Source organism: Pseudoduganella sp. GW821-FHT11H04 (assembly GCF_058807935.1).
Genome location: NZ_JBXARE010000007.1, coordinates 65,153 through 87,368, shown reverse-complemented (window position 1 = coordinate 87,368; position 22,216 = coordinate 65,153). Strand labels below are relative to the sequence as shown.

23 protein-coding genes and 1 pseudogene are annotated in these 22,216 nt (G+C 63.9%); 5 read left to right on the top strand and 19 right to left on the bottom strand.

What is annotated here, in order from left to right; all coding sequences use genetic code 11:
* Window positions 1–3 precede the first annotated feature (3 nt).
* Window positions 4–930: a Gfo/Idh/MocA family protein gene (locus AC1RTP_RS16875; RefSeq protein ID WP_498608792.1), complete on the top strand. Its 927-nt coding sequence runs from the start codon at window positions 4–6 to the stop codon at window positions 928–930.
* Between the two features lie 122 nt (window positions 931–1,052).
* Here the strand turns inward: AC1RTP_RS16875 and AC1RTP_RS16870 are convergent, their stop codons facing one another.
* Window positions 1,053–1,685 carry a cysteine hydrolase family protein gene (locus AC1RTP_RS16870; RefSeq protein ID WP_498608791.1) on the bottom strand — a complete coding sequence of 211 codons (633 nt, stop codon included), beginning with the start codon at window positions 1,683–1,685 and terminating at the stop codon, window positions 1,053–1,055.
* A gap of 98 nt (window positions 1,686–1,783) precedes the next feature.
* Here AC1RTP_RS16870 and AC1RTP_RS16865 point away from each other — a divergent pair, with 98 nt between their 5' ends.
* Complete coding sequence (locus AC1RTP_RS16865) at window positions 1,784–2,725, top strand: GlxA family transcriptional regulator (protein WP_498608790.1); 942 nt, start codon at window positions 1,784–1,786, stop codon at window positions 2,723–2,725.
* On the opposite strand, the gene AC1RTP_RS16860 is transcribed toward AC1RTP_RS16865, so the two are convergent.
* The 15 genes from AC1RTP_RS16860 to AC1RTP_RS16790 all read right to left on the bottom strand — a co-directional run bounded on the left by AC1RTP_RS16860 (window position 2,711) and on the right by AC1RTP_RS16790 (window position 14,364).
* Window positions 2,711–3,292 (bottom strand): NapC/NirT family cytochrome c, encoded by a 582-nt coding sequence (locus tag AC1RTP_RS16860; protein ID WP_498608789.1) that lies wholly within the window; start codon window positions 3,290–3,292, stop codon window positions 2,711–2,713. The genes AC1RTP_RS16865 and AC1RTP_RS16860 overlap by 15 nt on opposite strands.
* A gap of 10 nt (window positions 3,293–3,302) precedes the next feature.
* Entirely contained in the window at window positions 3,303–3,776 is a 474-nt protein-coding gene (locus AC1RTP_RS16855; protein ID WP_498608788.1) for a nitrate reductase cytochrome c-type subunit, read from the bottom strand.
* An 11-nt stretch (window positions 3,777–3,787) separates the two neighbouring features.
* Window positions 3,788–6,283, bottom strand: a complete 2,496-nt coding sequence (gene napA, locus AC1RTP_RS16850) for a periplasmic nitrate reductase subunit alpha (protein WP_498608787.1) — start codon at window positions 6,281–6,283, stop codon at window positions 3,788–3,790.
* Window positions 6,280–6,555, bottom strand: a complete 276-nt coding sequence (locus AC1RTP_RS16845; protein ID WP_498608786.1) for a chaperone NapD — start codon at window positions 6,553–6,555, stop codon at window positions 6,280–6,282. Before AC1RTP_RS16845 ends, napA begins: the two co-directional genes overlap by 4 nt.
* Window positions 6,552–6,716, bottom strand: a complete 165-nt coding sequence (locus AC1RTP_RS16840; protein ID WP_498608785.1) for a periplasmic nitrate reductase, NapE protein — start codon at window positions 6,714–6,716, stop codon at window positions 6,552–6,554. The genes AC1RTP_RS16845 and AC1RTP_RS16840 overlap by 4 nt, the downstream gene beginning before the upstream one ends.
* Window positions 6,717–6,784: 68 nt before the next feature.
* Window positions 6,785–7,858, bottom strand: a complete 1,074-nt coding sequence (locus AC1RTP_RS16835) for a tetratricopeptide repeat protein (protein WP_498608784.1) — start codon at window positions 7,856–7,858, stop codon at window positions 6,785–6,787.
* Window positions 7,855–8,178, bottom strand: a complete 324-nt coding sequence (locus AC1RTP_RS16830; RefSeq protein ID WP_498608783.1) for a cytochrome c-type biogenesis protein — start codon at window positions 8,176–8,178, stop codon at window positions 7,855–7,857. Before AC1RTP_RS16830 ends, AC1RTP_RS16835 begins: the two co-directional genes overlap by 4 nt.
* Complete coding sequence (locus AC1RTP_RS16825) at window positions 8,171–8,698, bottom strand: DsbE family thiol:disulfide interchange protein (protein WP_498608782.1); 528 nt, start codon at window positions 8,696–8,698, stop codon at window positions 8,171–8,173. The genes AC1RTP_RS16830 and AC1RTP_RS16825 overlap by 8 nt, the downstream gene beginning before the upstream one ends.
* Window positions 8,695–10,656, bottom strand: coding sequence for a heme lyase CcmF/NrfE family subunit (locus AC1RTP_RS16820; RefSeq protein WP_498608781.1), 1,962 nt, complete (start codon window positions 10,654–10,656; stop codon window positions 8,695–8,697). Before AC1RTP_RS16820 ends, AC1RTP_RS16825 begins: the two co-directional genes overlap by 4 nt.
* Window positions 10,653–11,102: a cytochrome c maturation protein CcmE gene (gene ccmE, locus AC1RTP_RS16815; RefSeq protein ID WP_498608780.1), complete on the bottom strand. Its 450-nt coding sequence runs from the start codon at window positions 11,100–11,102 to the stop codon at window positions 10,653–10,655. The genes AC1RTP_RS16820 and ccmE overlap by 4 nt, the downstream gene beginning before the upstream one ends.
* Entirely contained in the window at window positions 11,099–11,272 is a 174-nt protein-coding gene (ccmD, locus tag AC1RTP_RS16810) for a heme exporter protein CcmD (protein ID WP_498608779.1), read from the bottom strand. The genes ccmE and ccmD overlap by 4 nt, the downstream gene beginning before the upstream one ends.
* Window positions 11,269–12,036: a heme ABC transporter permease CcmC gene (gene ccmC, locus AC1RTP_RS16805; RefSeq protein ID WP_498608778.1), complete on the bottom strand. Its 768-nt coding sequence runs from the start codon at window positions 12,034–12,036 to the stop codon at window positions 11,269–11,271. Before ccmC ends, ccmD begins: the two co-directional genes overlap by 4 nt.
* Window positions 12,037–12,051: 15 nt before the next feature.
* Entirely contained in the window at window positions 12,052–12,720 is a 669-nt protein-coding gene (gene ccmB / locus AC1RTP_RS16800; RefSeq protein ID WP_498608777.1) for a heme exporter protein CcmB, read from the bottom strand.
* Entirely contained in the window at window positions 12,714–13,334 is a 621-nt protein-coding gene (gene ccmA, locus AC1RTP_RS16795) for a cytochrome c biogenesis heme-transporting ATPase CcmA (RefSeq protein ID WP_498608776.1), read from the bottom strand. The genes ccmB and ccmA overlap by 7 nt, the downstream gene beginning before the upstream one ends.
* 94 nt (window positions 13,335–13,428) lie before the next feature.
* Window positions 13,429–14,364: a chitosanase gene (locus AC1RTP_RS16790; RefSeq protein ID WP_498608775.1), complete on the bottom strand. Its 936-nt coding sequence runs from the start codon at window positions 14,362–14,364 to the stop codon at window positions 13,429–13,431.
* Window positions 14,365–14,497: 133 nt separating this feature from the next.
* Here AC1RTP_RS16790 and AC1RTP_RS16785 point away from each other — a divergent pair, with 133 nt between their 5' ends.
* Complete coding sequence (locus tag AC1RTP_RS16785) at window positions 14,498–15,844, top strand: MFS transporter (protein ID WP_498608774.1); 1,347 nt, start codon at window positions 14,498–14,500, stop codon at window positions 15,842–15,844.
* Here the strand turns inward: AC1RTP_RS16785 and AC1RTP_RS16780 are convergent.
* Complete coding sequence (locus AC1RTP_RS16780; RefSeq protein WP_498608773.1) at window positions 15,822–17,948, bottom strand: TonB-dependent receptor; 2,127 nt, start codon at window positions 17,946–17,948, stop codon at window positions 15,822–15,824. The two genes, AC1RTP_RS16785 and AC1RTP_RS16780, sit on opposite strands and share 23 nt — an antisense overlap.
* Window positions 17,949–18,045: 97 nt before the next feature.
* Here AC1RTP_RS16780 and AC1RTP_RS16775 point away from each other — a divergent pair, with 97 nt between their 5' ends.
* Together AC1RTP_RS16775 and AC1RTP_RS16770 are read left to right on the top strand one after the other, a co-directional pair.
* Window positions 18,046–19,281, top strand: a complete 1,236-nt coding sequence (locus AC1RTP_RS16775) for a PepSY-associated TM helix domain-containing protein (RefSeq protein WP_498608772.1) — start codon at window positions 18,046–18,048, stop codon at window positions 19,279–19,281.
* A 20-nt stretch (window positions 19,282–19,301) separates the two neighbouring features.
* Window positions 19,302–20,306, top strand: coding sequence for a diguanylate cyclase domain-containing protein (locus AC1RTP_RS16770; protein WP_498608771.1), 1,005 nt, complete (start codon window positions 19,302–19,304; stop codon window positions 20,304–20,306).
* 40 nt (window positions 20,307–20,346) lie between these two features.
* Here the strand turns inward: AC1RTP_RS16770 and AC1RTP_RS16765 are convergent, their stop codons facing one another.
* Together AC1RTP_RS16765 and AC1RTP_RS16760 are read right to left on the bottom strand one after the other, a co-directional pair.
* The gene (locus tag AC1RTP_RS16765; RefSeq protein WP_498609089.1) at window positions 20,347–20,886 is read right to left on the bottom strand and encodes a GGDEF domain-containing protein; all 540 of its coding nucleotides are present in this window, start codon (window positions 20,884–20,886) and stop codon (window positions 20,347–20,349) included.
* A 309-nt stretch (window positions 20,887–21,195) separates the two neighbouring features.
* Window positions 21,196–21,900 (bottom strand): annotated as a pseudogene (locus AC1RTP_RS16760) (cache domain-containing protein); the annotation flags it as partial.
* Between the last annotated feature and the right edge of the window lie 316 nt (window positions 21,901–22,216).

Below are 22,216 nucleotides of genomic sequence, written 5' to 3'. Positions count from 1 at the left end.
AAGATGACTTTGAAGATTGGGCTAGTTGGCCTGGGCAAGATCGCGGTTGACCAGCACGTTCCTGCGATTCGCGGCAATGCGGGCCTGGAGCTTGTAGCCGGCTGTTCTCCTGCCAGTGCGCCGGAAGGTGTGCTGCGCTACCCGGACATGGGCGCCATGCTGGCGGCCCATCCGGAAATTCAGGCGGTGGCCATTTGCACGCCGCCGCAGGTGCGGCATAAGCTCGCGAGCGAGGCGATTGCTGCGGGCAAGCACGTGTTCCTGGAGAAGCCGCCGGCTGCAACGCTGGGCGAGGCGGCTTCCATCGCAGCTATGGCTGCGCAACGCGGCGTGACTGCGCTGGCGGGCTGGCATTCGCGCTTCGCTCCCGGCGTGGAGAGTGCGCGCGGCTGGATGCAGGCGCGGGCCATCAAGTCAATCAGCATTCGCTGGAAAGAAAATGTGCGCCAGTGGCATCCGGGCCAGAAATGGATTTTCGAGGCCGGCGGCATGGGGGTGTTCGACCCGGGCATCAATGCATTGTCGATCCTGACGCAGCTGCTTGGCGGGCACGCGCTGGTGCGTAAAGCTGCCTTGCATGTGCCTTCCAATTGCAGCGCGCCGATTCGCGCGGAGTTGGAGATGTCGAGTGAAGCCGGCGTGCCGATCGACGCTGAATTCGACTTCCTGCAATTGGGCCAGCAGACCTGGAGCATTTTTGTCGAAGCGGCGGGCGGCGACACCATGGCTCTGCACCTTGGCGGCCGAATTATGGAGGTGAACGGCAAAGTGGTGCTGGACGAGCCAGAGCGCGAATATCCGGCGATGTATGAGCACTTCCGGCGCCTGGTCGCCAGCGGGCGCAGCGACGTTGACTTCTCGCCGCTGCAGGCAGTGGCCGATGCGTTCCTGGTCGGCAAACTTTCCAGCGTCGAGCCTTACGTTGAATAGTGGCGCTTGGGAGGGCAGAATTCGTATCTCGTAATCCATGAGTTCCTCCGCACTTTTGCCTCAACTGTGAGACAAAGCAGTGCGGGAGGTATTGAGCTTGGACAGGACGCGGCGAAAAAAGTTCAACCTGCGGCAGCGGACGAGCTTTCCCGGGCGCGGGTGGCGGACAGATAGATGTTGTCCTTGCCCAGCGCACGGCCGTTACCGACGGCGTCGGCCCATTCTCGCGTGGTTGCCACGGCGGCGAAGTTGGAGTGGAACACGACGTTGAAGACGCGGTGGATCTCTTCCGCCGTGGCGCGGCCCGCCGCATTCTCGTAAGAGGGCGCGCCGGAAGCATCGGACAGGTGTTCCACTGCAAACCCCATATGCGCGGCTTCGATGATGGTCGAGGCATTACAGTTGTGCGTCATATAGCCGACGATCGTCAGTGTGTCGACCTGGTTGTCGGCCAGCCATTGCGCCAGTCCGGTACCGGTAAAGCTGCTGGCCAATTTCTTGTTGATGACAAGGTCCGCTCCCAGTGCGGCAATTTCAGGGTGCAGTTGCCAGCCGTCCGAGCCGATGGCGAAGATTGGTGCGCTGGCAGGCGTATCGTGCTGCACTACCACCACGGGAATCCCGCTTTCACGCGCCACCTTCATGGCTTGTACGATATTTGGGAGCGATTGCTGGACTGGCGGGTATTCGATCGGCAGGTTCCCGGTGAAGTATTCGTTTTGTACGTCGATGACGATCAGGGCGCGGCGTGTCATGGTTTGTTCTCCGTTTGGGTTGTTGATGGACACCATTGTGCGGTCCGCCTGGGTATCGCAACAGTGGCCCAGGAGACAATCTACGATACAATCGGGCCATGCGAAAAAAAGTGGCCATTATTGCCTTCGACGGCATTACCCCCTTCCACCTGTCCGTGCCTTGCCTGGTATTTGGCGGCCCGCATGCAGAGTCGCTCTATGACGTGACGGTCTGTGCGGCCGAACGCGGGCCAATGCGCACTACGGCGGGATTCGAGATCGCAACAAGCAAGAGCCTGCGCGCGCTGGCCGGGGCGGATATCGTGATCATGCCGACCTGGCACGACGATTGCCGGCCTTCGCCGCCCGCACTGCTGCAGGCGCTGCGGGCAGCCCACAAGCGAGGTGCGACCATTGTCGGCTTATGCCTGGGGGCGTTTCCGGTAGCGGAAGCGGGCCTGCTGGACGGACGCACCGTCACCACGCACTGGGCCTTCGCGGACAAGCTGGCTGCGCGCTGCCCCAATGTGCGAGTCGATGAAGAAGTGCTGTACGTCGATGAAGGGGATGTGCTGACGTCGGCCGGCGCGGCGGCCAGCCTGGATTGTTCGCTCTACCTGCTGCGCAAGCTGCAGGGCGCAGAATACGCGAATATGGTGGCGCGCCGCCTGCTAGTGGCGCCGCACCGCGAAGGAGGGCAGGCTCAATTCATCGACCGTCCGCTTCCGGTAACGGCCAGCGACGGGCGCCTGGCGCAAGTAATGGAGTGGGTACAGCACCGCCTGGCCGAGGAGCACAGCCTCGATGCTCTGGCGGAGCGCGCCGCCATGAGCCGCCGTAATTTCACGCGCCACTTCCGGCAGGCGACCGGTACCTCGTTCAAGCAGTGGCTGTTGAACCAGCGCCTGGCGCATGCCCAGCGCCTGCTGGAAGCGAGCGACGCTCCGATCGAGGCGGTGGCGCAGGCGGCGGGTTTCGGCAGCGCGCTGTCGCTCAGGCAGCACTTTCGCGCCGCCTTTCACAGCTCGCCGTCGGCTTACCGCAAGCTATTTGACGCCTGACATATCCGGCAGCGTGTGTGCGATGCCTTTGTGGCAGTCGATGCAGGTCTTTTCGCCGCTGGCCAGCTGGGTGGAATGGGCGTCCACCGCGCGCTTGCTCTGGCGGGTGAAGTCCATGGAATCGAACTGGTGGCAATTGCGGCATTCCAGCGAGTTGTTGGCCTTCATGCGCCGCCATTCGTTGCCGGCCAGTTGGAGACGGTGGGCTTCGAACTTCTCGCGGGTGTCGATGGTGCCGAACACCTTGCCCCACACTTCCTTGGAAGCCTGCATCTTGCGGGCGATCTTGCTGGTCCACTCGTGCGGCACATGGCAGTCGGAGCACTTCGCGCGCACCCCGGTGCGGTTGGAGAAGTGGATGGTGCGCTGCAGTTCGGGGTAGACGTTGTCGCGCATCTCGTGGCAGCCGGTGCAGAACTTCTCGGTATTGGTGGCTTCCATGGCGGTGTTGAAGCCGCCCCAGAACACCACCCCGGCCACAAAGGAGCCGATCACCAGGAAGCCAAGGCTCAGGTGCATGCTGGGTCTGCGCAGCACGTTCCAGGTGTTTCGAATCATTCGGATCATGGCGTCACCTTTATTTCTTCTTTGCCGCCGCTGGTGCGGCAGGGTTCAGCATCGTGTCCACGTCCTTGAACGTGTTAGGCACCAGGGGCTCCAGGTTCGCTTGCGGCACGTGGCATTGCAGGCAGAAATAGCGCCTTGGCGACAGCTCGGCCAGGAAATTGCCGTCCCTGTTCTGGAAGTGCGTGACGCTGATCATCGGCGCCTGGCTTTCCTGCGTGCGGGTGCGGGCATGGCACATCATGCAGCGGTTGGCGCTTTTGTCGGTCTGGTAGCCCTCGATCTTGTGCGGGATCACGGGCGGCTGCATGGAGTAGTTGCGCACGCGCCGGATATCGCTGTTGTCGGGATTGACCAGCACCGGCGGCTTGGTGGTTTCGGCCAGCGGCGTCGGGCCGCGCATATTGTCCAGGGCGCGCGGCGCCTGGCCTTGCGCGAAGGCAGCCAGCGGCATGAGGAGTGCGAGGAGGAATGCGAATTTTTTCATGGCGTTGGCTCCTAGACCTTGCGGATGCTGACTGCGCACTTCTTGTAGTCAGTCTGCAGGGAGATTGGGCAGGTGGCGTCCAGCGTCACCTTGTTCACCAGCTGGCTGGCGTCGAAGAAGGGGATGAACACCAGGCCGCGCGGCGGCCGGTTGCGCCCCCGCGTCTCGACACGCGTCTGTATCATGCCCCGGCGCGACTTGACTTCGATCAGGTCGCCGCGCCGTGCACCCAGTTCCTTGGCGTCGTCCGGGTGCATGAAGCAGACTGCGTTCGGCACCGCGCGGTACAGCTCCGGCACGCGGCGCGTCATGGTGCCGGTGTGCCAGTGCTCCAGCATGCGGCCGGTGGATAGCCAGAACGGATATTCCTTGTCTGGCGATTCGGCCGGCTTTTCGTAAGGCAGGGCGAAGATCACGGCCTTACCGTCGGGGTGGCCGTAGAAGCGCACGTCCTCGCCTTTCTTGACGTATGGGTCCAGGCCTTCGCGGTAGCGCCAGCGCGTTTCCTTGCCGTCCACCACAGGCCAGCGTAAGCCGCGCGCTTCGTGGTACATGTCGAAGGGCGCCAGGTCGTGGCCGTGGCCGCGGCCAAAGCTGGCGTATTCCTCGAACAAGCCTTTCTGTAAATAGAAGCCAAATGCCTTGGCTTCATCGTTCTGGTAGCCCGCTTCGATCTGCGTAACAGGGAACTTGTCCACCTGGCCGTTGCGGTACAGGACGTCGAACAGCGTCTTGCCCTTGTAGGCCGGCATGGCGGCCAGCAGCGGTGCGGGCCACACTTCTTCCATCTTGAAGCGCTTGGAGAATTCCATCAGTTGCCACAGGTCGGACTTGGCGTCGCCCGGTGCGCTCACCAGTTGGTGCCAGAACTGGGTGCGGCGTTCCGCGTTGCCGTAGGCGCCTTCCTTCTCGACCCACATGGCGGTCGGCAGGATCACGTCGGCCGCCGTGGTGCTGGCGGTCGGGTAGGGATCGGATACGACGACAAAGGCTTCAGGGTTGCGCCAGCCGGGCAGGATCTCGCCCATCACGTTGGGGCCGGCCTGCATATTGTTGTTGCACATAACCCAGTAGGCATTCAGCTTGCCGTCCTTCAGGGCGCGGCTTTGCGCCACGGCGTGCAAGCCTGGCTTGTCGGGGATTGTCCCCGGCGGCAGCTTCCAGATCTTTTCGGCGATTTCGCGGTGCTTGGGATTGGCCACCAGCATATCGGCCGGCAGGCGGTGCGAGAATGTGCCTACCTCGCGCGCCGTGCCGCAGGCCGATGGCTGGCCGGTCAGCGAGAACGGACTGTTGCCGGGCGAGGAGATTTTTCCCGTCAGCAGATGGATGTTGTACAGCAGGTTGCTGCACCAGCTGCCGCGCGTGTGCTGGTTAAAGCCCATGGTGAAGAAGGACATCACCTTGGTCTTCGGATCGGCGTAAAGTTCGGCCAGGCGCTCAAGGCGGTCGCGCGGTACGCCGCTCAGCTTCGATACTGATTCAACATCGTAAGCGCTGACGAATTTTGCGAATTCTTCGAACGTACTTGGCTTGCTGCCGCCCGCATCGCCGGCATTGGCGGCCGCTTTCTGCAGCGGATTATCGGGGCGCAGGCCGTAGCCGATATTGGTATTCCCCACGACGAAGCGCGTGTGCTTGGTGATGAAATCCTTGTTCACGCGGTTGTTCTTGATGATGTAGTTGGCGATGTAGTTGAGGATCGCCAGGTCAGTCTGCGGCGTGAACACGATAGGCTGGTCGGCCAGCTCGAAGCTGCGGTGCTCGTAGGTCGACAGCACGGCCACCTTCACATGCGGGTTGGACAGGCGGCGGTCGGTCACGCGTGTCCACAGGATGGGGTGCATTTCCGCCATATTGGAACCCCACAGCACGAAGGCGTCGGCCGCTTCAATGTCGTCGTAGCAGCCCATTGGTTCGTCCATGCCGAAAGTGCGCATGAAGCCTGCCACGGCGGACGCCATGCAGTGGCGCGCGTTCGGGTCCAGGTTGTTGGTGCGGAAGCCGGCTTTCATCAGCTTGGCGGCGGCATAGCCTTCCCAGATCGTCCATTGGCCGGAGCCGAACATGCCGACGGAATTAGGGCCTTTTTCGTTCAGCACTTTCTTGAACTGTTTGGCCATTTCGTCGAAGGCGACGTTCCAGCTCACGGGCTGGAATTCGCCGTCCTTGGCGTATTTTCCGTTCTTCATGCGCATCAGGGGCTGGGTCAGGCGGTCTGCACCGTACATGATCTTCGACAGGAAGTAGCCCTTGACGCAATTGACGCCGCGATTGACCTCGGCGTTGATGTCGCCATGCGTCGCGACGACGCGTCCGTCCTTCACGCCGACGTTGACGCCGCAACCCACGCCGCAGAAGCGGCAGGGCGCCTTGCTCCATTTGAGCTGGGTCCTGGCGGCGTCGGTAACGACATTGGAGGCGGCGGCGGGCAGCTGGATGCCGGCGGTGGCGGCTGCCGTCATTGCGGCAGTCCGGGTGATGAAGTCACGGCGAGTTTGTGTCATGGTAATTCCTCGTCCATTGCGGTGGCGGGTTCGGCGTGTTGATAAACCAGGGCGACATTCAGGACGCCGGGCAGGGCCCGGATGGCGTCCATCGCGTCGAGTGTTCGGGGGGCGCTTTCCGCCTCCAGCGTGACCACCATGCGGCCGTCTTCTTCAACGGCGTGCACGATGCAGCGGGGCAGGAGGGCCAGTTGGGCGCGTACATCCGTAGCATGGTCGCGGCGGGTGTGGACGATGATGCCGGCAATGTGTATTTCGGCGGCCATCGTCATGCTCCCGGCAGGCGGCCGGTAATCATTTGAAATATCCAGACCACGAAACCGTAGCCAGCGACCGTACCGACCGCGAGGATCGGGGCGAGGACCACAGTCATGAACAGGAAGACCTTCAGCTCTTGCGCCTTGGTGGCGGCGATTGGTTCTTTGTTTTCCATTTGATCACCATTCTACGGATATAGGTGCGTCTAAAAATTGGCGCAGATTAAGCGCCTTGCCTTACAAGCTACTTCTTTGCCGGGGAGCGAATGGACAGCTCAATCAGCAGGCCGTCGGCGCCGGCGGCGACCGGGCCGGCCTGTCCTTCCAGCTCTCCCGATTGCGGTGTTGCGCTGCCGCTGGCGGAAATCCTGGCGCCGACAATCATTTTTCCGGCGTCAGACAGGCGAGTTCCCGGCTGCAGTGCATTGCTGTCGTCAAGGACAAATTGCAGCGGCAGTTCGCCGGCCTTGCGCTTGATTGCAGCCAGCGGCATCGGCGAACCATCGGCCGCGCGGGCGTAGATGAACAGCGTCTGGCCGGGCGCCGGAACGGCGGCGCCGGGGGCCAGGCGGATCGTTCCGCTCAGGCGAGGGGCGGCAGCCAGGCCCTGGCGCGCGCGGGCTTCGGCGATGCCGGCCTGGGTGGAACGCGCGAATTCGGAATCTTCGGGTACCAGCGGCAGCACGGCCGTCCATTGCTTTTCAGCGAGGGCGAAATCTCCGCGTGCAAACGCTGCGCTGCCTGACAGCGCAAGCGCCTTGGGCTGCTGCGGGTCTATGGCGAGGGTCCGCTCAATCAGGCGCTCCGGTTCGCCGGCCAGCCTGCCGTCCTGCGCGGTGGCGAGGGCATCGGCGTAATCTGCCAGCACGCCGGCATCCTGCGGCAGCAGCGCGGCGAGGTGGCCGAACGCCTTGGCCGCGTCGTCGTAACGGTTCATGGCGCCGTACGAGCGCGCCAGCATGTGCCAGCCTTCGATGTCGTCCGGCTGGGTGCGCAGGCGCGCGGCAAGGCGTTCGACCATGGCGGGAATGTCTTCCTCCGAAGGGCCATGGTCGCCTGGCGTGGCGGCTGCGGCCAGCAGCTCCGGCGGCATGGTCAATGTGTCCGGGCGGCCGACCTGGAGGTAGATGCCGACCGCTGCGGCGGGTAGCAGCAGCGTGAGGGCCAGCGCCAGGTGCATTTGCGGCCGTGTGCGCGGGGCGGCGCCGGGTCCAGCAGCGGGCGCCGCAGGTGCAGCCGTGCGGCGCAGCAGCGGCGGCACGACGCAGGCCAGTGCAAGTGCCGACATGAGGGCGATGATGACGATGAAGGTGCTCATGGCTTGGCCTTCCAGAATCCGCGCAGCGCAATGACGCCGGCGGTGAGCAACAGCAAGGGTCCGAACCAGAGCAGGGCGGTGCTGGCGTTCAGCGGCGGTTCGTACAAGACAAAGTCGCCGTAGCGCTGCACCATGAAGTCCACCACTTGTTGTTCGCTGCGGCCCTGGGCCAACTGCTGGTGGATTTGCTGGCGCAGGTCCAGGGCAAGAGGCGCATGGGAATCGGCCAGGCTCTGGTTCTGGCACACCAGGCAGCGCAGTTCCCCTGCCAGGGTCATGGTGCGCGCATCCAATGCGGTGGCGGTGACTGCATCAGCCATTGGCGAGCTCCTTTACCTTGCGGGCGATGCGCTCGCGTGCGTCCGGCGCCGACAAGGGGCCTATCTGCTTCATGCGGATAATGCCTTGCCGGTCGATCACGAAGGTCTCCGGTACGCCGTATACGCCGAAGTCGATGCCGATGCGGCCGTCGTGGTCGAAGGCGACCAGGCGGTAGGGATTGCCGTTTGCCTGCAGCCAGCGCAGGGCGTCGCCGCGCTCGTCCTTGTAGTTCAAACCGATCACCGGGGCATCAACGGCGCGCGACAGGTCGATCAGGTCTTTGTGCTCAATACGGCAACCTTCGCACCAGGAGGCCCAGACGTTCAGCACCCAGACTTTGCCTTTCATGCTGGCAGGCGATACGGTGCCGGCGGGATCGTCCAGCATTTGCGCAGCGAACTGCGGAACCGGCTTGCCGATCAGCGGCGAAGGCAGTTCGCGGGGATCGCGCTTCAAGCCGATGGCGAGGAAGGCCAGCAGTACCGCGAACAGGCCAATCGGGAGGATAAAGCGTTTCAAGTAGCCTCCTGTAGCAAGGCAGCTGTCGCCAGGGCAGGCCTGGCGGAATGTTGCTGGCGTGCGGCGCGGTAGCGGCGGTCCGAAGCCGCCAGCAAGCCGCCGATGGCGAACATCAGGCAGCCGCCCCATATCCATCCGACGAAAGGCTTGACCTGGACGCGCAGCAGCCAGCGGCCATCGCCGGTCGCGTCGCCCAAAGACACGTACAGGTCGCGCAGGAGGCTACGTTCGATGGCGGCTTCGGTCATGGTGTCCTGCGCCACGGTGTAGCGGCGCTGTTCCGGCTGCAGCTGCGCCACGGCCTGGCCCTGGCGGGACACGGCCACGCTGGCGCGCAGCGCTGTGTAATTCGGTCCGCGCGCATCTTCCAGCTTTTGCAGCGTGAAGGCATAGTCGCCCAGTACTGCCTGCTGGCCCGGCGCCAGCACGACGTCCTGCACCAGCTCATGTCCCTTAACCATGGTGACGCCGATCACGAACACGCCGAGTCCCGCGTGCGCCGCCAGCATGCCCCACCATGCACGCGGCTGTCTTGCCAGCTTGCCGCGCTGCTGGAGCAATTGCCAAGCCGTGCCGAACAGGATCCAAGCGGCCAGCAGCAAGCCAAGGGTCGACATGGGGGAGCTGCGCGCCAGTAGTGCGGCGCCGGCGCCGACGCCGAGCGCGATGGCTGCCGGCCAGCGCAGGCGGCGTGCCAGTTGCGCCGGCGTGCCGTTGCGCCAACCGGCGAAGGGGCCGGCGGCGAGCAGGAGGAGTACCGGCAGCATCATCGGCGCGAAGACTTTCTCGAAGTAGGGCGGGCCGACGGAAATCTTGCCGGCGCCGAGAGCGTCAAGCACCAGCGGGTAAAGCGTGCCAAGCAGCACGGTGCCGGTAGCCGCCAGCATCACTACGTTCTGAAGCAGGAGCAGCGACTCGCGCGAGAACGGCGAGAACTTCGTGCGCTGGCGCAGGCGCGGTGCGCGCCAGGCGTACAGCAACAGCGAGCCGCCTACCACCGCGGCAAGGTAGGCCAGAATGAAGGCGCCGCGCCGTGGATCGGTGGCGAAAGCGTGCACCGACGTCAGCACGCCCGAACGGACCAGGAAGGTGCCAAGCAGCGACAGCGAAAACGCCAGGATCGCCAGCAGCGCCGTCCAGCTGCGGAAAGTGCCGCGCTTTTCCGTCACGATCAGTGAATGCAGCAGCGCCGTGCCTACCAGCCAGGGCATGAAGGAGGCGTTTTCCACCGCATCCCAGAACCACCAGCCGCCCCAGCCCAATTCGTAATACGCCCAGAAGCTGCCCATGGCGATGCCCAGCGTCAGGAAACTCCACGCCGCCAGCGCCCAGGGCCGCGACCAGCGCGCCCACGAAGCATCGAGCTGCCCGCCCAGCAGGGCGGCGATGGCGAAGGCAAAGGTCACCGAGAAGCCGACGTAGCCCATATACAGCAAGGGCGGGTGGGCGATCATGCCGGCATCCTGCAGCAGGGGATTCAGGTCGTTGCCATCCGGCGCGGCAGGCAGCAAGCGCATGAAGGGATTGGAGGTGAGCAGCAGGAACAAGAGGAAGCCGACCGCCACCAGTCCCAGCACGCCGACCAGGCGCGCATGCACTTCGCGCGGCAGTTCCCGCGACAGGCTGGCTGCGGCGAAGGTCCATGCCGACAGCAGCCAGGTCCACAGCAGGAGCGAACCTTCATGCCCGCCCCACGCGGCGCTCAGGCGGTACTGCCAAGGCAACAGGGAGTTGGAGTGCTGCGCCACATAGCGCAGTGTGAAGTCGTTGTTGTACAGGGCATAGAACAGGCAGCCGAAAGCCACGCTGCTGAAGATGAACTGGCCGGTAGCGGCGGGCCGCGCCAGCGCCATCCAGCGCACGTCGCCGCGCTGGGCGCCTGCAAGCGGCAGGAAAGCCTGCACGGCGGCCAGCAGCAGGGCAAGGATCAGTGCGAAGTTGCCTGCTTCTCCGATCATGGCATGCCTTTCAGCGAGGCTGGGGCGCGGCCCTGTTCCAGTGCATGCGCCGCTTCCTTCGGCATATAGTTTTCGTCGTGCTTGGCCAGCACTTCCTGCGCCAGGAACAGCGCGCCATGGCCAAGGCGGCCTTGCGCCACAGCGCCTTTGCCTTCCTTAAACAGGTCGGGCAGGGTACCCTGGTAATGCACCGGCACTTTCTGCACATTGTCGGTGATGACGAAGCTGACCGTCAGTCCGTCTTCCAGCCGCCGCAAGCTGCCTTGTTCAACCAGGCCGCCGATGCGGAAGATGCCGTTTTGTGGCGCGGCGCCCGCCGCCACTTGCGAGGGCGTGAAGAAGAAGACCATGTTGTCGCGGAAGGCTGACAGTACCAGCGTCGCTGCGATGCCGCAGGCGGCAAGGCTGGCGCCGATCAGCGCGAGGCGTTGGTGGCGCGGCTTCATGCTGCACCGTCGATATGTTGATGGGCAAGGGCGGCCTGCGCCCGCCGCTCGCGCCGGGCCAGGGTCCACACTTCCAGCGCCATCAGCGCGCACACCACGCTGAAGGAGCCCCATACATAGGCGCCGTAGCCGCCCATGGCCAAAAAGTCCTGCACGCTATGCCAGTTCATTTGATCCTCCGGCGCAGCCACGCGGCGCTGCCGTGCCGTTCCAGCACGATGCAGCGTGCGCGCCGAAGCGCCACTGCGATGCCGTAGCACCAGAATGCCGCCACCATCAGGAGCATGGCCGCCAGCATCTCAGGCGCCATGCGGGGCGCATTGCCCAGAGTGATGGAAGGACCCTGGTGCAGGGTGTTCCACCAATAGACCGAGAAGTAGATGATCGGGATGTTGACGGCGCCGACCAGGGCCAGCACCGCGGCGGCGCGGTCTGCGCGGCGCGGGTCGGCGAACGAGGCGTGCAATCCCATGTAGCCGAGATAGAGGAAGAGCAGGATCAGCTCCGAGGTCAGGCGCGCATCCCACACCCACCAGGCGCCCCAGGTCGGCTTGCCCCACAGGGCGCCGGTCCACAGCGCGAGGAAAGTGAACAGGGCGCCGGTCGGCGCCAGTGCGCTGGCCATGATGGACGAAACCCCGGTGCGCCAGGCCAGGCCGACCGCGGCCCATCCTGCCATGGCGATGTAGACCAGCATGGACATCCACGCCGCCGGCACGTGCACAAAGATGACACGGTAGGCGTCGCCTTGCTGGAAGTCAGTTGGCGCGACCAGCAGTCCGATGGCCAACCCGGCCAGACCGGTCAGGACTCCGAGCGCGGTAAACCAGGGGATCAGCCGCCCTGCGAGATAGTAGAAATTGCGCGGGGACGCAAAGGTGAAAAGCGTGAGGCGGCGCGTGCCGCTGCTGACTGAATAATACGGTTGATCCATATGCTGAACTCCGTCCTACTCGTGCGCGATCCGCAGGGCCGCGGCGGTAGCCCAGGGTGCGGCAGCCAGCGATCCAGCCAGCAGGGCGCCCAGCAACATCAGGTGGGGCGCACTGCCGGTACCATCACCGGCGGCTACAACGGAGGAGCTACCAAGAATTAATAAGGGAATATACAGGGGCATCAAAATCAGTGCAACAAGTACGCTGCCGCCACGGGCGCCCAGCGCAAGCGCGGCGCCAATGCTGCCTAGCAGGCTAAGAACCGGCGTCCCGAGCAGGAGGCCGAACCACAAAACGCCCAACGCCTGCGCATTGAGCCCATACTGCAAGGCCACCAGGGGCGCCAGCAAGAGCAAGGGCAGGCCGGAGGTGAGCCAGTGCGCCAGGACTTTGGCCAGCACCAGGATTTCGAGGGGCTGCGGCGCCAGCAGCATCTGTTCAAGCGAGCCGTCTGCATGGTCGTCGGCGAACAGGCGTTGCAGGCCAAGCAGGGACGCCAGCAAGGCCGCCACCCAAACAATGCCGGGCGCGACGCTGCGCAGCAGCTTCGAATCCGGTCCGATCGCCAGCGGGAACAGGGTGGTGGTTACCAGGAAGAAGGCCAGCGGCAGCAAGGCGTCGCTGCGCCGGCGCAGGGCCAGCAGCAGGTCGCGCTGTACCAGTTGGCGTGCCGCCTTCAGCATGCGGCGCCCAGTTGCAATTGGCGCGCGCCAGGGAGGGACGGGTCCTGGTGCGTGGTCAGGACCAGCATGCCGCCGCGCGCGCAATGCGCTTGAAGGATGCCGCCGACTTGCGCCGACGTGGCCTGGTCCAGCGCTGCCAGGGGTTCATCGAGGATCCAGAGCGGGCGCGCAGGCTCCAGCAGCATGCGCGCCAGGGCCACGCGTTTGCGCTGGCCTTGCGAAAGCAGGCGCACCGGGCGCTGCGCCTCGGCCTTCAGTCCAAATACGGCAAGCGCGTGTTCGGCATTTTCGCGGCTGCTATGCGTGCCGGACAGGCCGCCCAGCGCCAGGTTTTCCCAGGCCAGCAAGTCCTGCTTCAAGCCGTCGGCGTGGCCGATGTGCAGCAGGTGTGCGTGGTAGTGGGCGCGCGTTGCGAGAATAGGTTTGCCTTCCCAGTGCACGGCGCCGCGGTCGGGCAGGGCCAGGCCGCACAGGGACCGCAGGAGGGTTGTCTTGCCGCTGCCGTTGCGGCCCTGGATCCAGAGCGCCTCGCCAGCCTGCAGTGCAAAGCTGACGCCCGCGAACAAAGTACTGCGGCCGCGGCGGCATGTAAGCTGGTGGCAGGACAATCCCATTGAATCCCCTATTGGAAGTTAAATGATGGTAGCACCGGCCTCCTTACGTGTAGTGTGCCTTTTGTCACTTCTATAATCTAGATCATCTTTTGCTTTAATTTTGCGTTTCAAGTGAAAGCGCCAGTTCGCGCAGGAAGCTGCGGCTTGCGATGCCGGTTTGCGGCAGGCCTTTCAGTTTCTGGTGCATGCGCAAGGTGTTGGTCGTACCCGGGCCGTAAATGCCGTCGGCCGTAAGCGGGAGCGTGGGCGTGCCTATTTCCAGCTGAAGCAAGCGGACGTCGGCGCCGCGCAACAGGGGCGTCGTGACGGATAAATCGCGGCTGCCTGCTTCAGGCCCGCTAAAGCAGCCTGGCGGATCGCCCGCCAGCGTGGCGGTTGAAATCTCGACGCCGCGCACCACCAGAGGCATGTCCAGTTGCCAGGCTTCGTGGCTGACCAGCTCCAGCAGGGCATCCATCCGGTAGACTGTCATCCGGATGTCGGGGCGCGCGTTGTTGGCCAGCCAGGTCCGGCGGGTCTCCAGGTAGGCTTTGATCCACCCATGCTCGCCGAGGGCGGCCAGTGTTCCGCGTTCGCTATTGGTGCGGTCGCGCATCGCCTGCCAGGAACCGTGCACGGCACTGTCATACACCGTGGCGACGCCGAGCGGGCTGCGGATGCCGTTTTTTGCCGCTTCGCCGGCGGCCGGCTGCCAATAGTGGTGGTCGAAGAATTCATCCTGCGTGCGGCGCATGAGAGGATTGTCCGCGCTGGCCCGCAGCAGGTTTTTCAGCCGGATGTCGGCATCGAGCGCGATGTCGCGCGCCTCAAGGCGGGGCAGGTAGGGCCTGAGCTGCTTGATGAAAGTGGCGCCGGGTTTCTGGCAGTATTCGTCGAGCAGCTGAAAGAGCCGGCCCGAGCCCAGGGTGGCCTGGCTGCGGCCGTAGGTCAGGTGCCCGCTGTCTTGCGGGATCAGGGTGACGGCGCTGTAGTCTCCCAGTGCGCTGCCCGTCTCGAAAATGTTGACGATGGCTTCGGCGATGTTGAACATATCATCCTCCCATGGCTAAATTGCGTTAGACCGGGGCGTGGCCGAAGAGTTCCGGCGGTGAGAATTTTCCTCTCGGTTAGAATGGAAATTCTCTCGAATAATCACAATTTGCGAAAACGCAACGAGCTAGCCCATGTCGAAGCCGTCACTCTCGCCGGTCAACAATGCCGCGCTGCTGGTAGGCGTTGGGCTGCTGAGCCTTTTGCCCTTGTATTGCTTCCTCCTGGTGGGCGACCTGGCCTGGGCGCTCAAGGAACGTGCTGTGCAGGAGCTGGTGAAAGCGCAGTTGCGCGAGTACAGCCGCGATCCTCTTCTTCTGAACATCCTGTTCGGCGTCATTCCGGCCATGATTGCCTTGTTTGCCGCACCGGCGTTGGGCGCCTGGAGCGACCGCACACGCACGCGGTTTGGCCGGCGCATTCCATTCTTGCTGGCGCTTACGCCGCTGTTGACAGGCAGCCTGGTCTTGCTCGCCATGAGCCAGCCGCTGGCGAACTATCTGTGGCGCGCAAGCGGCGCCGACCCGGCGCAGCACGACCAGTACGTGATTGCCTGCATGGGCGTGCTATGGGTGTTGTTCGACCTGTTCTCCATCGTGATCAACGCGCTGTTTATCGCGCTGGTCAACGACACGGTGCCGCGTGAGGTACTGGGGCGTTTCTTTGCCTTCTTCCGCATTGTCAGCCTGGCTGCGGGCGCGGCCTTCTTCTTCATCGTCTTCCGCAACGACGTGCCTGCGGTGGCAAGCAAGGCGATGCTGGTGATTGCGGCGATCTTCGTGGCGGGGTTCCTGCTGCTTTGCGCTGGCGTGCGCGAGCCTTCCTACCCGCCGCCATCGGCCGAACGCCGCAGCCTGCTGGGGCGCCTGCGCGCCGAGCGTGAGGGGGCTCCCTGGTTTTTCATCCTGTTGTTTGCTGCCGTGGGGATGGCGGTGATCTGCGTGCTGCCGGTGAACATCAACGGCTATAACGCGATGGGGCAATTCAATGTGGACCGTGGCAGCTACGGCCAGGCCATCGCGCTCACTTATTGCATTTCGATCTTGCTGGCATGGCCGCTGGGGTGGCTGGCGGACCGGGTGCACCCAATGCGCATCGGGCTCGTCACCCTGGCCCTGTATGCGATCGGCATGTTGCTGGCCTGGATGTTTGTCAGCAGCCGCGAGTCCTATCTTTTCTGGCTGGTGGTGCACGGTGTGCTGGCAGGCGTTTTCCTGACCGGCACGGCCTCCTTGTTGCCATTGGTGCTGCCGCGCGAGCGCTTCTCGGAACTGGCGGCATTCTCCGCTTCGGTGACAGCCATCCTGGCAATGTTCCTGGCGGCTGGCACTGGGCTCGTCCTGAACTGGAGCGGCAAGGATTTCCGCCTGATCTTCCTGGTCTCCGGACTGACCGCCACCTGTGCGGTGGTGCTGTGGGCGACAGCAATGAACGCCCACGAGCGCCGCGCGGGGTCGCTTAGAAGCTACGGGTCAGGCTGACCGACAGGGTGCGGCCGCGGCCCGCAAAGTTCGCGGTCGCGTCCTTGTAGCTGACCGACTGCGGGTAGTAGCCGACGTAGTAGCGGTCGGCCAGGTTCTCGATGCCTACGCCAATCTTGCCCCATGGGGAGTCATAGCTGGCCGCCAGGTCCACCAGGGTGTAGCCGTTGAAGTGCTCTTCGAGATTGGTGGTGCCGACGGTTCGGCCGATATTGATGTCGCGGTCGAACAGGGTGGTCGATTGCAGTCGCAGGTTCGCCTTCGGCATGAACTGCCAGTTGGCGCCTGCCACCAGCTTGCCAGGGCCTTGCGAGCGCGCGCCCAGTTCCACGTCCATTGGCGCGCCGGCTGCGGTGGCGGTCTTGCCCATGGTGCGGGCGAAGGAGCCGAAGGCCGACAGTTCTTTCGACGCGCGCAGCTCGCCTGAAACTTCCCAGCCTCGCACGGTGGTCGGCACGCGATCGAGCTGGCCGATGCCGGCGGAATTCACGCGCAGCGCGGTGCCGAGCTTGGAGCGCGAATCGTAGAACGATGCGCCAAGGCTGCCCATGGCGCCGCGCCAGTTCACGCCGATCTCGTTGTTGCGGGTGATGACCGGCTCCATGTCGAACAGCTTTTCGACCGACTGGCCTGGCTTGTTCACGGCGCGCAGCACCAGGCCGACGTCCGGCAAACCAAAACCTTCGGCGCTGGCAACGAAGGCCGACCAGTTCTTGTTAAAGCGCCAGACGGCGCCGATATTCTTCACGTTCTTGGTGAACGAACGCTGGCCGCCTTGCACCAGGCGGCTGCCGTAGGCGGCGAGGGTGGTGTAGGAATCGACGTCCAGCTTTGCATCTTCATGGCGGATGCCGCCGCGGATGGTCAGCGGGCCGAGTTCGTATTCAAGCTGGGTAAAGGGCGCCAGCGAAGTGAAGTCCAGCGTCGGCACCCAGGTGCGGCCGGTGCCGGCCAGCCATTGCTTGGTGCGGTCGCGCAGGTAATCCAGGCCGGCGGTGAATTCCAGGCCGTTGATCACGGTGTTCGGGCGCACGAAGGTCAGCTTGGCGCCGTATTTGTCGGCCACCACTTCGGACTGGTCGTACAGCGTGCCTTTCGGCGCAATCGCCACATCCTGGAAGGTCGAGGTGTTGGTCGCGCCGTACAGCGAGGCGAAGTCCTGCTTGAAGATTTGCGCGTTGAAGCTGCCGCCCAGCAGGTCATTGTGGCGGTATTCCAGGCTGCTGGTTTCGACCTTGTTGCGCGGCGGCGCGCCAGGCGGCGTGCCTGGCGTGGAGCTGGTCGGGATGCCTTTCGTGAAGTCGGCGTTGACCGGCTTGTAGTCTCCATCGCCTTCCATGCGGAAGCGATTGATCGTCAGCTGCAGGCGCTGGTCGCCGAAGTTCTTGCCGATCTTGAAGAACAGGTCCGTGCCCTGGGAATCCATGGTGTCGCCTTGCACCGCCTCGATGCCGAGCGGGCGGCCCTGGCCGTCGTAGCCCAGGCCGCGCTGCTGGATGCTGCCAAAGGCCAGCAGGTCGAAGCCGCCGGACTTGTGTTGCAGCGTGTAGCCGGTTTTCCAGTCCAGGCTGTCGTGGCGCAGCTGGGACGACAGGCGCACGTTGATGGACTGAGTGGTGCCTTCGGTTTTAGGCGACCTGGTGATGTAGTTGACGATGCCGCCGGTGGCGCCCATGCCCTGCATGGCGGAGGCGCCGTTGATCACTTCCACGCGTTCGATGATGGCGGTATCGGCCACATAGCCTTCGCGCATGCCGCCGCGCAGGGGATTCGTTTGCGGGACGCCGTCCAGCAGGATCAGGGTATTGCGGCCGCGCAGGGATTCGCCGGTGGAGCTCATTTTCTGGCGGCTTGGCGCGTAGCCGGGGATGTAGGTTGCCAGGGCGGCGCTCGGATCATCCGCCAGCAGGTACTGGGCCTCGAGCTCCTTCTGCGAAATCACGCTGACGGCGCCGGGGATCTTGTCCACGCTCTTGCTGTTGCGGGTTGCGGTAACCACGACTTCCTTCATCGGCTCCTCCTGGCTTTGCGCCATTGCCGCCTCGGTGGAAAGGGCGAGGCAGGCCAGTGCTACGGCGCGGGAGAGAGGATTCAGCGTGGTCATGCATTAACTCCTAAACGGTAAGGTACAAAAAAACGGAATGGCAATGATAATCATTCTCATTTATAATTTCAAACAATTTATTTGTGATGCAAAAGAAATGCTGACTGGTTTGCTGCGTGCGCGGCTGCGCGATATTCACTTGTACGTGTCCCTTGTCTTCGGGGCGATCTTTGTCGTTGCCGGCCTGACCGGCGTGGCTATTGCGTGGACGCATGAACTGGATGGGGCGCTGAATCCAGGGCTGCTGCATTCGCACGTGGTACGCGGCGCGCCCGACGTGGCGCCGACACCGGCCCAGGTTCAGGCCGCCTATGAGCGCCTGCTCGCCGAGCCGGGTTACGGCAAGCCGACACAGTTGATGCTGCCGTATGAGGCCGACGACGTGTACGTCGCCTGGTACCGCAAGCCAAACAAGGAAAAGGGTAGTTTCGATACCGACGTGGCGCGCCAGGTCATGCTGGACCGCTATACCCTGGCCATCCTCGGTGAGCGCAACTACGGCGAATTCGGCCTGTCGCGCGAGCTGATCATGTCATCCTTGTTCCATGTGCACCGCTACCTGTTTGCCGGCGAAGTCGGCAAGACTGTGACCGGCATCAGCGGCCTGTTGCTGACGCTGACTTCGCTGCTTGGCCTCGTGCTGTGGTGGCCCAAACATACGCTGTCAGGCCTGCGCAAGGCGCTCACCGTGCGCGGCGCCGTCAGCTCGCGCCAGTTTCAATACAGCTTCCACCGCACGGCCGGCTTCTTCATGACGCCCTTGCTGGCGGTACTTGGCTTTACCGGCATGGCGATGAACCTGCCGGACTGGGTGCGTCCGGCGGTAGGCGCTGTGGCGACGATGGAGCCGAACGGCAAGCTGGCCAACGGCCCCGCTGAAGGACGCAAGCCGGTCAGCGTAGCGGCCGCGCTGGAAGCCGCCCAGCAGCAAGTCCCGCAAGGCCGGCTGACACGGGTTGCCATCGGCTCGGCGAAGGCGCCGTACGAGATCCGCATGCGCCAGCCGGGCGAAATCCGCGAAGGCGACGGTCTGACGCGCGTGAGCGTCGATGCCTTCAGCGGCGCCGTGCTGCGCGTGCGCGATCCGCTCAAGGCTGCGGCGGGCGACACCTTCTTTAACTGGCAGTTCCCGCTGCATACCGGCGAAGCGTTTGGGCTGGCGGGCCGGGTGCTGGTTTCCTTCAGCGGCCTGGCGCCGCTGGCCTTCATGATCACCGGCCTGCTGTTGTGGCTGGGCAGGCGCACAATGCATCGTCAAGCTAGCATCAAACAAGCTAAAAAAGTTGCTAAACGGTCACAAATGGTCCACACTGAAAGCTGTGAGAATGTGTGAGATTTTGCGACAGCGGCACCATGAATGCACTGAACCTTAACCCAGCAGTATTGCTGGAGATTATCAAGCTGCAAACCGATATCGCTCGTCAGGGCTTGGACCTGGGCGGTGTCATGCAGCTGGTCTGCCAGCGTGCCGGCGCCCTGTGCGGCGCTACTGCAGCCGTGGTGGAACTGGCCGAAGGCAGCGAGATGGTCTACCGCGCCGCCGCCGGCGTGGCCGAAAGCGCGCTTGGCCTGCGCTTGAAACGGGACGGCAGCCTGTCCGGCCTGTGCGTGGCCGAGGACCAGATCCTTCAATGCGACGATTCCGAAACCGATCCGCGCGTCGATCGCGAAGCCTGCCGCAAAGTCGGCTTGCGCTCGATGCTGGTGGTGCCGCTGCGCCACGAAGGGGAGACTGTCGGCGTACTGAAAGTCGGCGCCCCGCACACCAACGCCTTTGACGCCTATCACGCGCAGATCCTCGGCCTGCTGTCGGAGCTGATCGGCGCCGCCATCTACCACGCCGTGCAATACGAATCGAGCGACCTGTATTACCGCGCCACCCATGACGCTTTGACCCGCCTGGCCAACCGCGCCTTGTTCTACGACCGCCTGCGCCAGCAGTTGGCGCGCTCCTGCCGGGCAGCCAGCAGCATCGCTGTGGTCAACATCGACATGGATGGCCTGAAAGCGATCAACGACAACCTCGGCCACCGTGCCGGCGATGCCGCCATCTGCCAGGTAGCCGAACGTATCGCGCGCGAGCTGCGCCAGGACGATCTTGCGGCCCGCCTGGGCGGCGATGAATTCGGCGTCATCCTGTGCGGAGTGCGCGACCGCGAAGTGGTCGGCACCAAGTGCAACGGCATCACCAACGCCATCAGCGCACCGTTTGAATTCGAAGGCCGCGCACTGCGGCTGGGCGCCAGCATCGGCTACGCCATCAGCCCTGACGATGGTCAGGACATGGACCAATTGATCGAACTGGCCGACCAGGCCATGTACCGCGTCAAGCATTCGCGCAAGGCTGTCGCGGCTTAAGAGGTGCGCGCCCCGCGTGGCGATCCCGGCCCCTCACTGATCAGAAGCGGCTGGAAGGCCAGGTCTTCTTTTCCTTCTCCAGCTTGGATGGCGCGAAGTCGCGCACGGCCAGCATGCGCTCCGCACCGACGGTATTCACCGCAAAGCCGTTGCGGCCGGCTGCCTTCACGCAGTAGAGCGCCTGGTCGGCTGCCAGCATCACCTTGTCGACATCGGCAGGCAGCTCGGTGGTGAGCGCGATGCCGATGCTGGCGGTCACGTTCAGCGGACGGCCATTCACCTCGAATGGCGCCTGCATCGCGGCCACGATTTTCTCGCCGAGCAGGTTGATGTCCTGGCCCGCTTCAAGGTGCTCGAACACGATCACGAATTCATCGCCCGCGATGCGCGCCACGGTATCGGTGCTGCGCACGGCATTGCGCAGGCGGTCGGCAAACTGCACCAGCACAGCGTCGCCGGCCTGGTGGCCGAAGTTATCGTTGATGCCTTTGAAGTAGTCGATGTCCAGCACCGCCAGGCCAATCTGCTGGCCGGCGCGGATGGCGCGCTTCAAAGCCTGCGGGAAGAATTCATCGAACATGCGGCGGTTGTGGGCTCCCGTCAGCGCATCGGTGGTGGCCAGGCGCTGCAGGTTGCGCTCCGCCATCTGCTGCTGGCGCGCCACCTGGTAGAAGGCGCGGCTCAGGTGGCCGAATTCATCGGGATTGCTGGTGTTGAACAATTCGATCTCCATTTCATCCCGGCCGAAAGCACGCACCTGGCCATACAGGCGGTAGAGCGGAGCGAGGAGGGCGCGCATCAGCAGCCAGGCCAGGCCACCGGCCACCAGTGCCACCAGCGAAGCCGCGGCCAAGGCGCTCCAGCGCAGCTTGGTCATGGTCGCGAAGGCATCGCGGATTGGGAAGGACACGGCCAGCGTCCAATCGGCCTTTTGCAGGCGCTTGTGGGCCAGCAGCGCGGGCTCGCCATTGTCGACTGCGTCATCGCGCCAGCCATCGGGTTCGGACAGCACGGAATGCGCCAGGGTGCCGGGAAGGTTGGATTGGGTCAGTACGCGGCTGGCGTCCGGGTGGTACAACGTTGTGCCATCGGCGGTGACGATGAACAGGTAGCCTTCGGCATGGCCGCGCAAGGCGTTCAGTTGCCCGGCAAACGCAGGCCGCTGCAAGTCGATGGTGCCGACCAAAATGTAATCGATACTGCCGTCGCGCCCCAGAACCGGCTGGGTGATCGCCACCACAGGGCGGCCCGACAGTACGCTGCGGAAAGGGGCAGACACGATGCCCTCCTGCGCCGCCAGGGTGTCGCGGAAATACTGGCGGTTCTTACTGTTGAGCTTACCGATCAGGCGGCGGTCTTGCAGGTTGGCGACCAGCTTGCCGTCCGCCGAATAAGCAGTGACGTTGAAGAACTCATCGCGCAAGGCGCCGCGCAATTCGAGTTGGCCCTGGATCCTGGACGCAGCGACCGGCTCGGCCTGCAAACTTTCGGCCACCACCCGCAAAACTTGCTGCTTGGAAGTGAGGTCACGGTCAAGATAGGCCGCAGCGCTCGACAGCATCGACATTTCCTGCGCAGCAATGACCTTGCGCATTTCATGTTCTGCGACCAGCAGAGAAGCACCGCCGACCAAAACGGTGGCGAGCATGACCATCAGCACCAGCAGGGCTGAAATCTTGAACTTGAAAGTCTGGAGTTTAGGAATGCGGCGCACGACGATCTCCCGAAGAGGAGAATGCCAGGCGAGGGTTTGGCCAGTAGGAAACGTTGCGCGGGTGTAAGGCGCAAACGAAGTATAAAGCAATAAAGCCGCCACAGCTATCGCCCCGTACCGCGCGTTGTCATATGGCAACTCAACAATGCAAGTCGGGGTCAGGTCGAGCAAATGGACAAATTGCTGCGCAATTTGT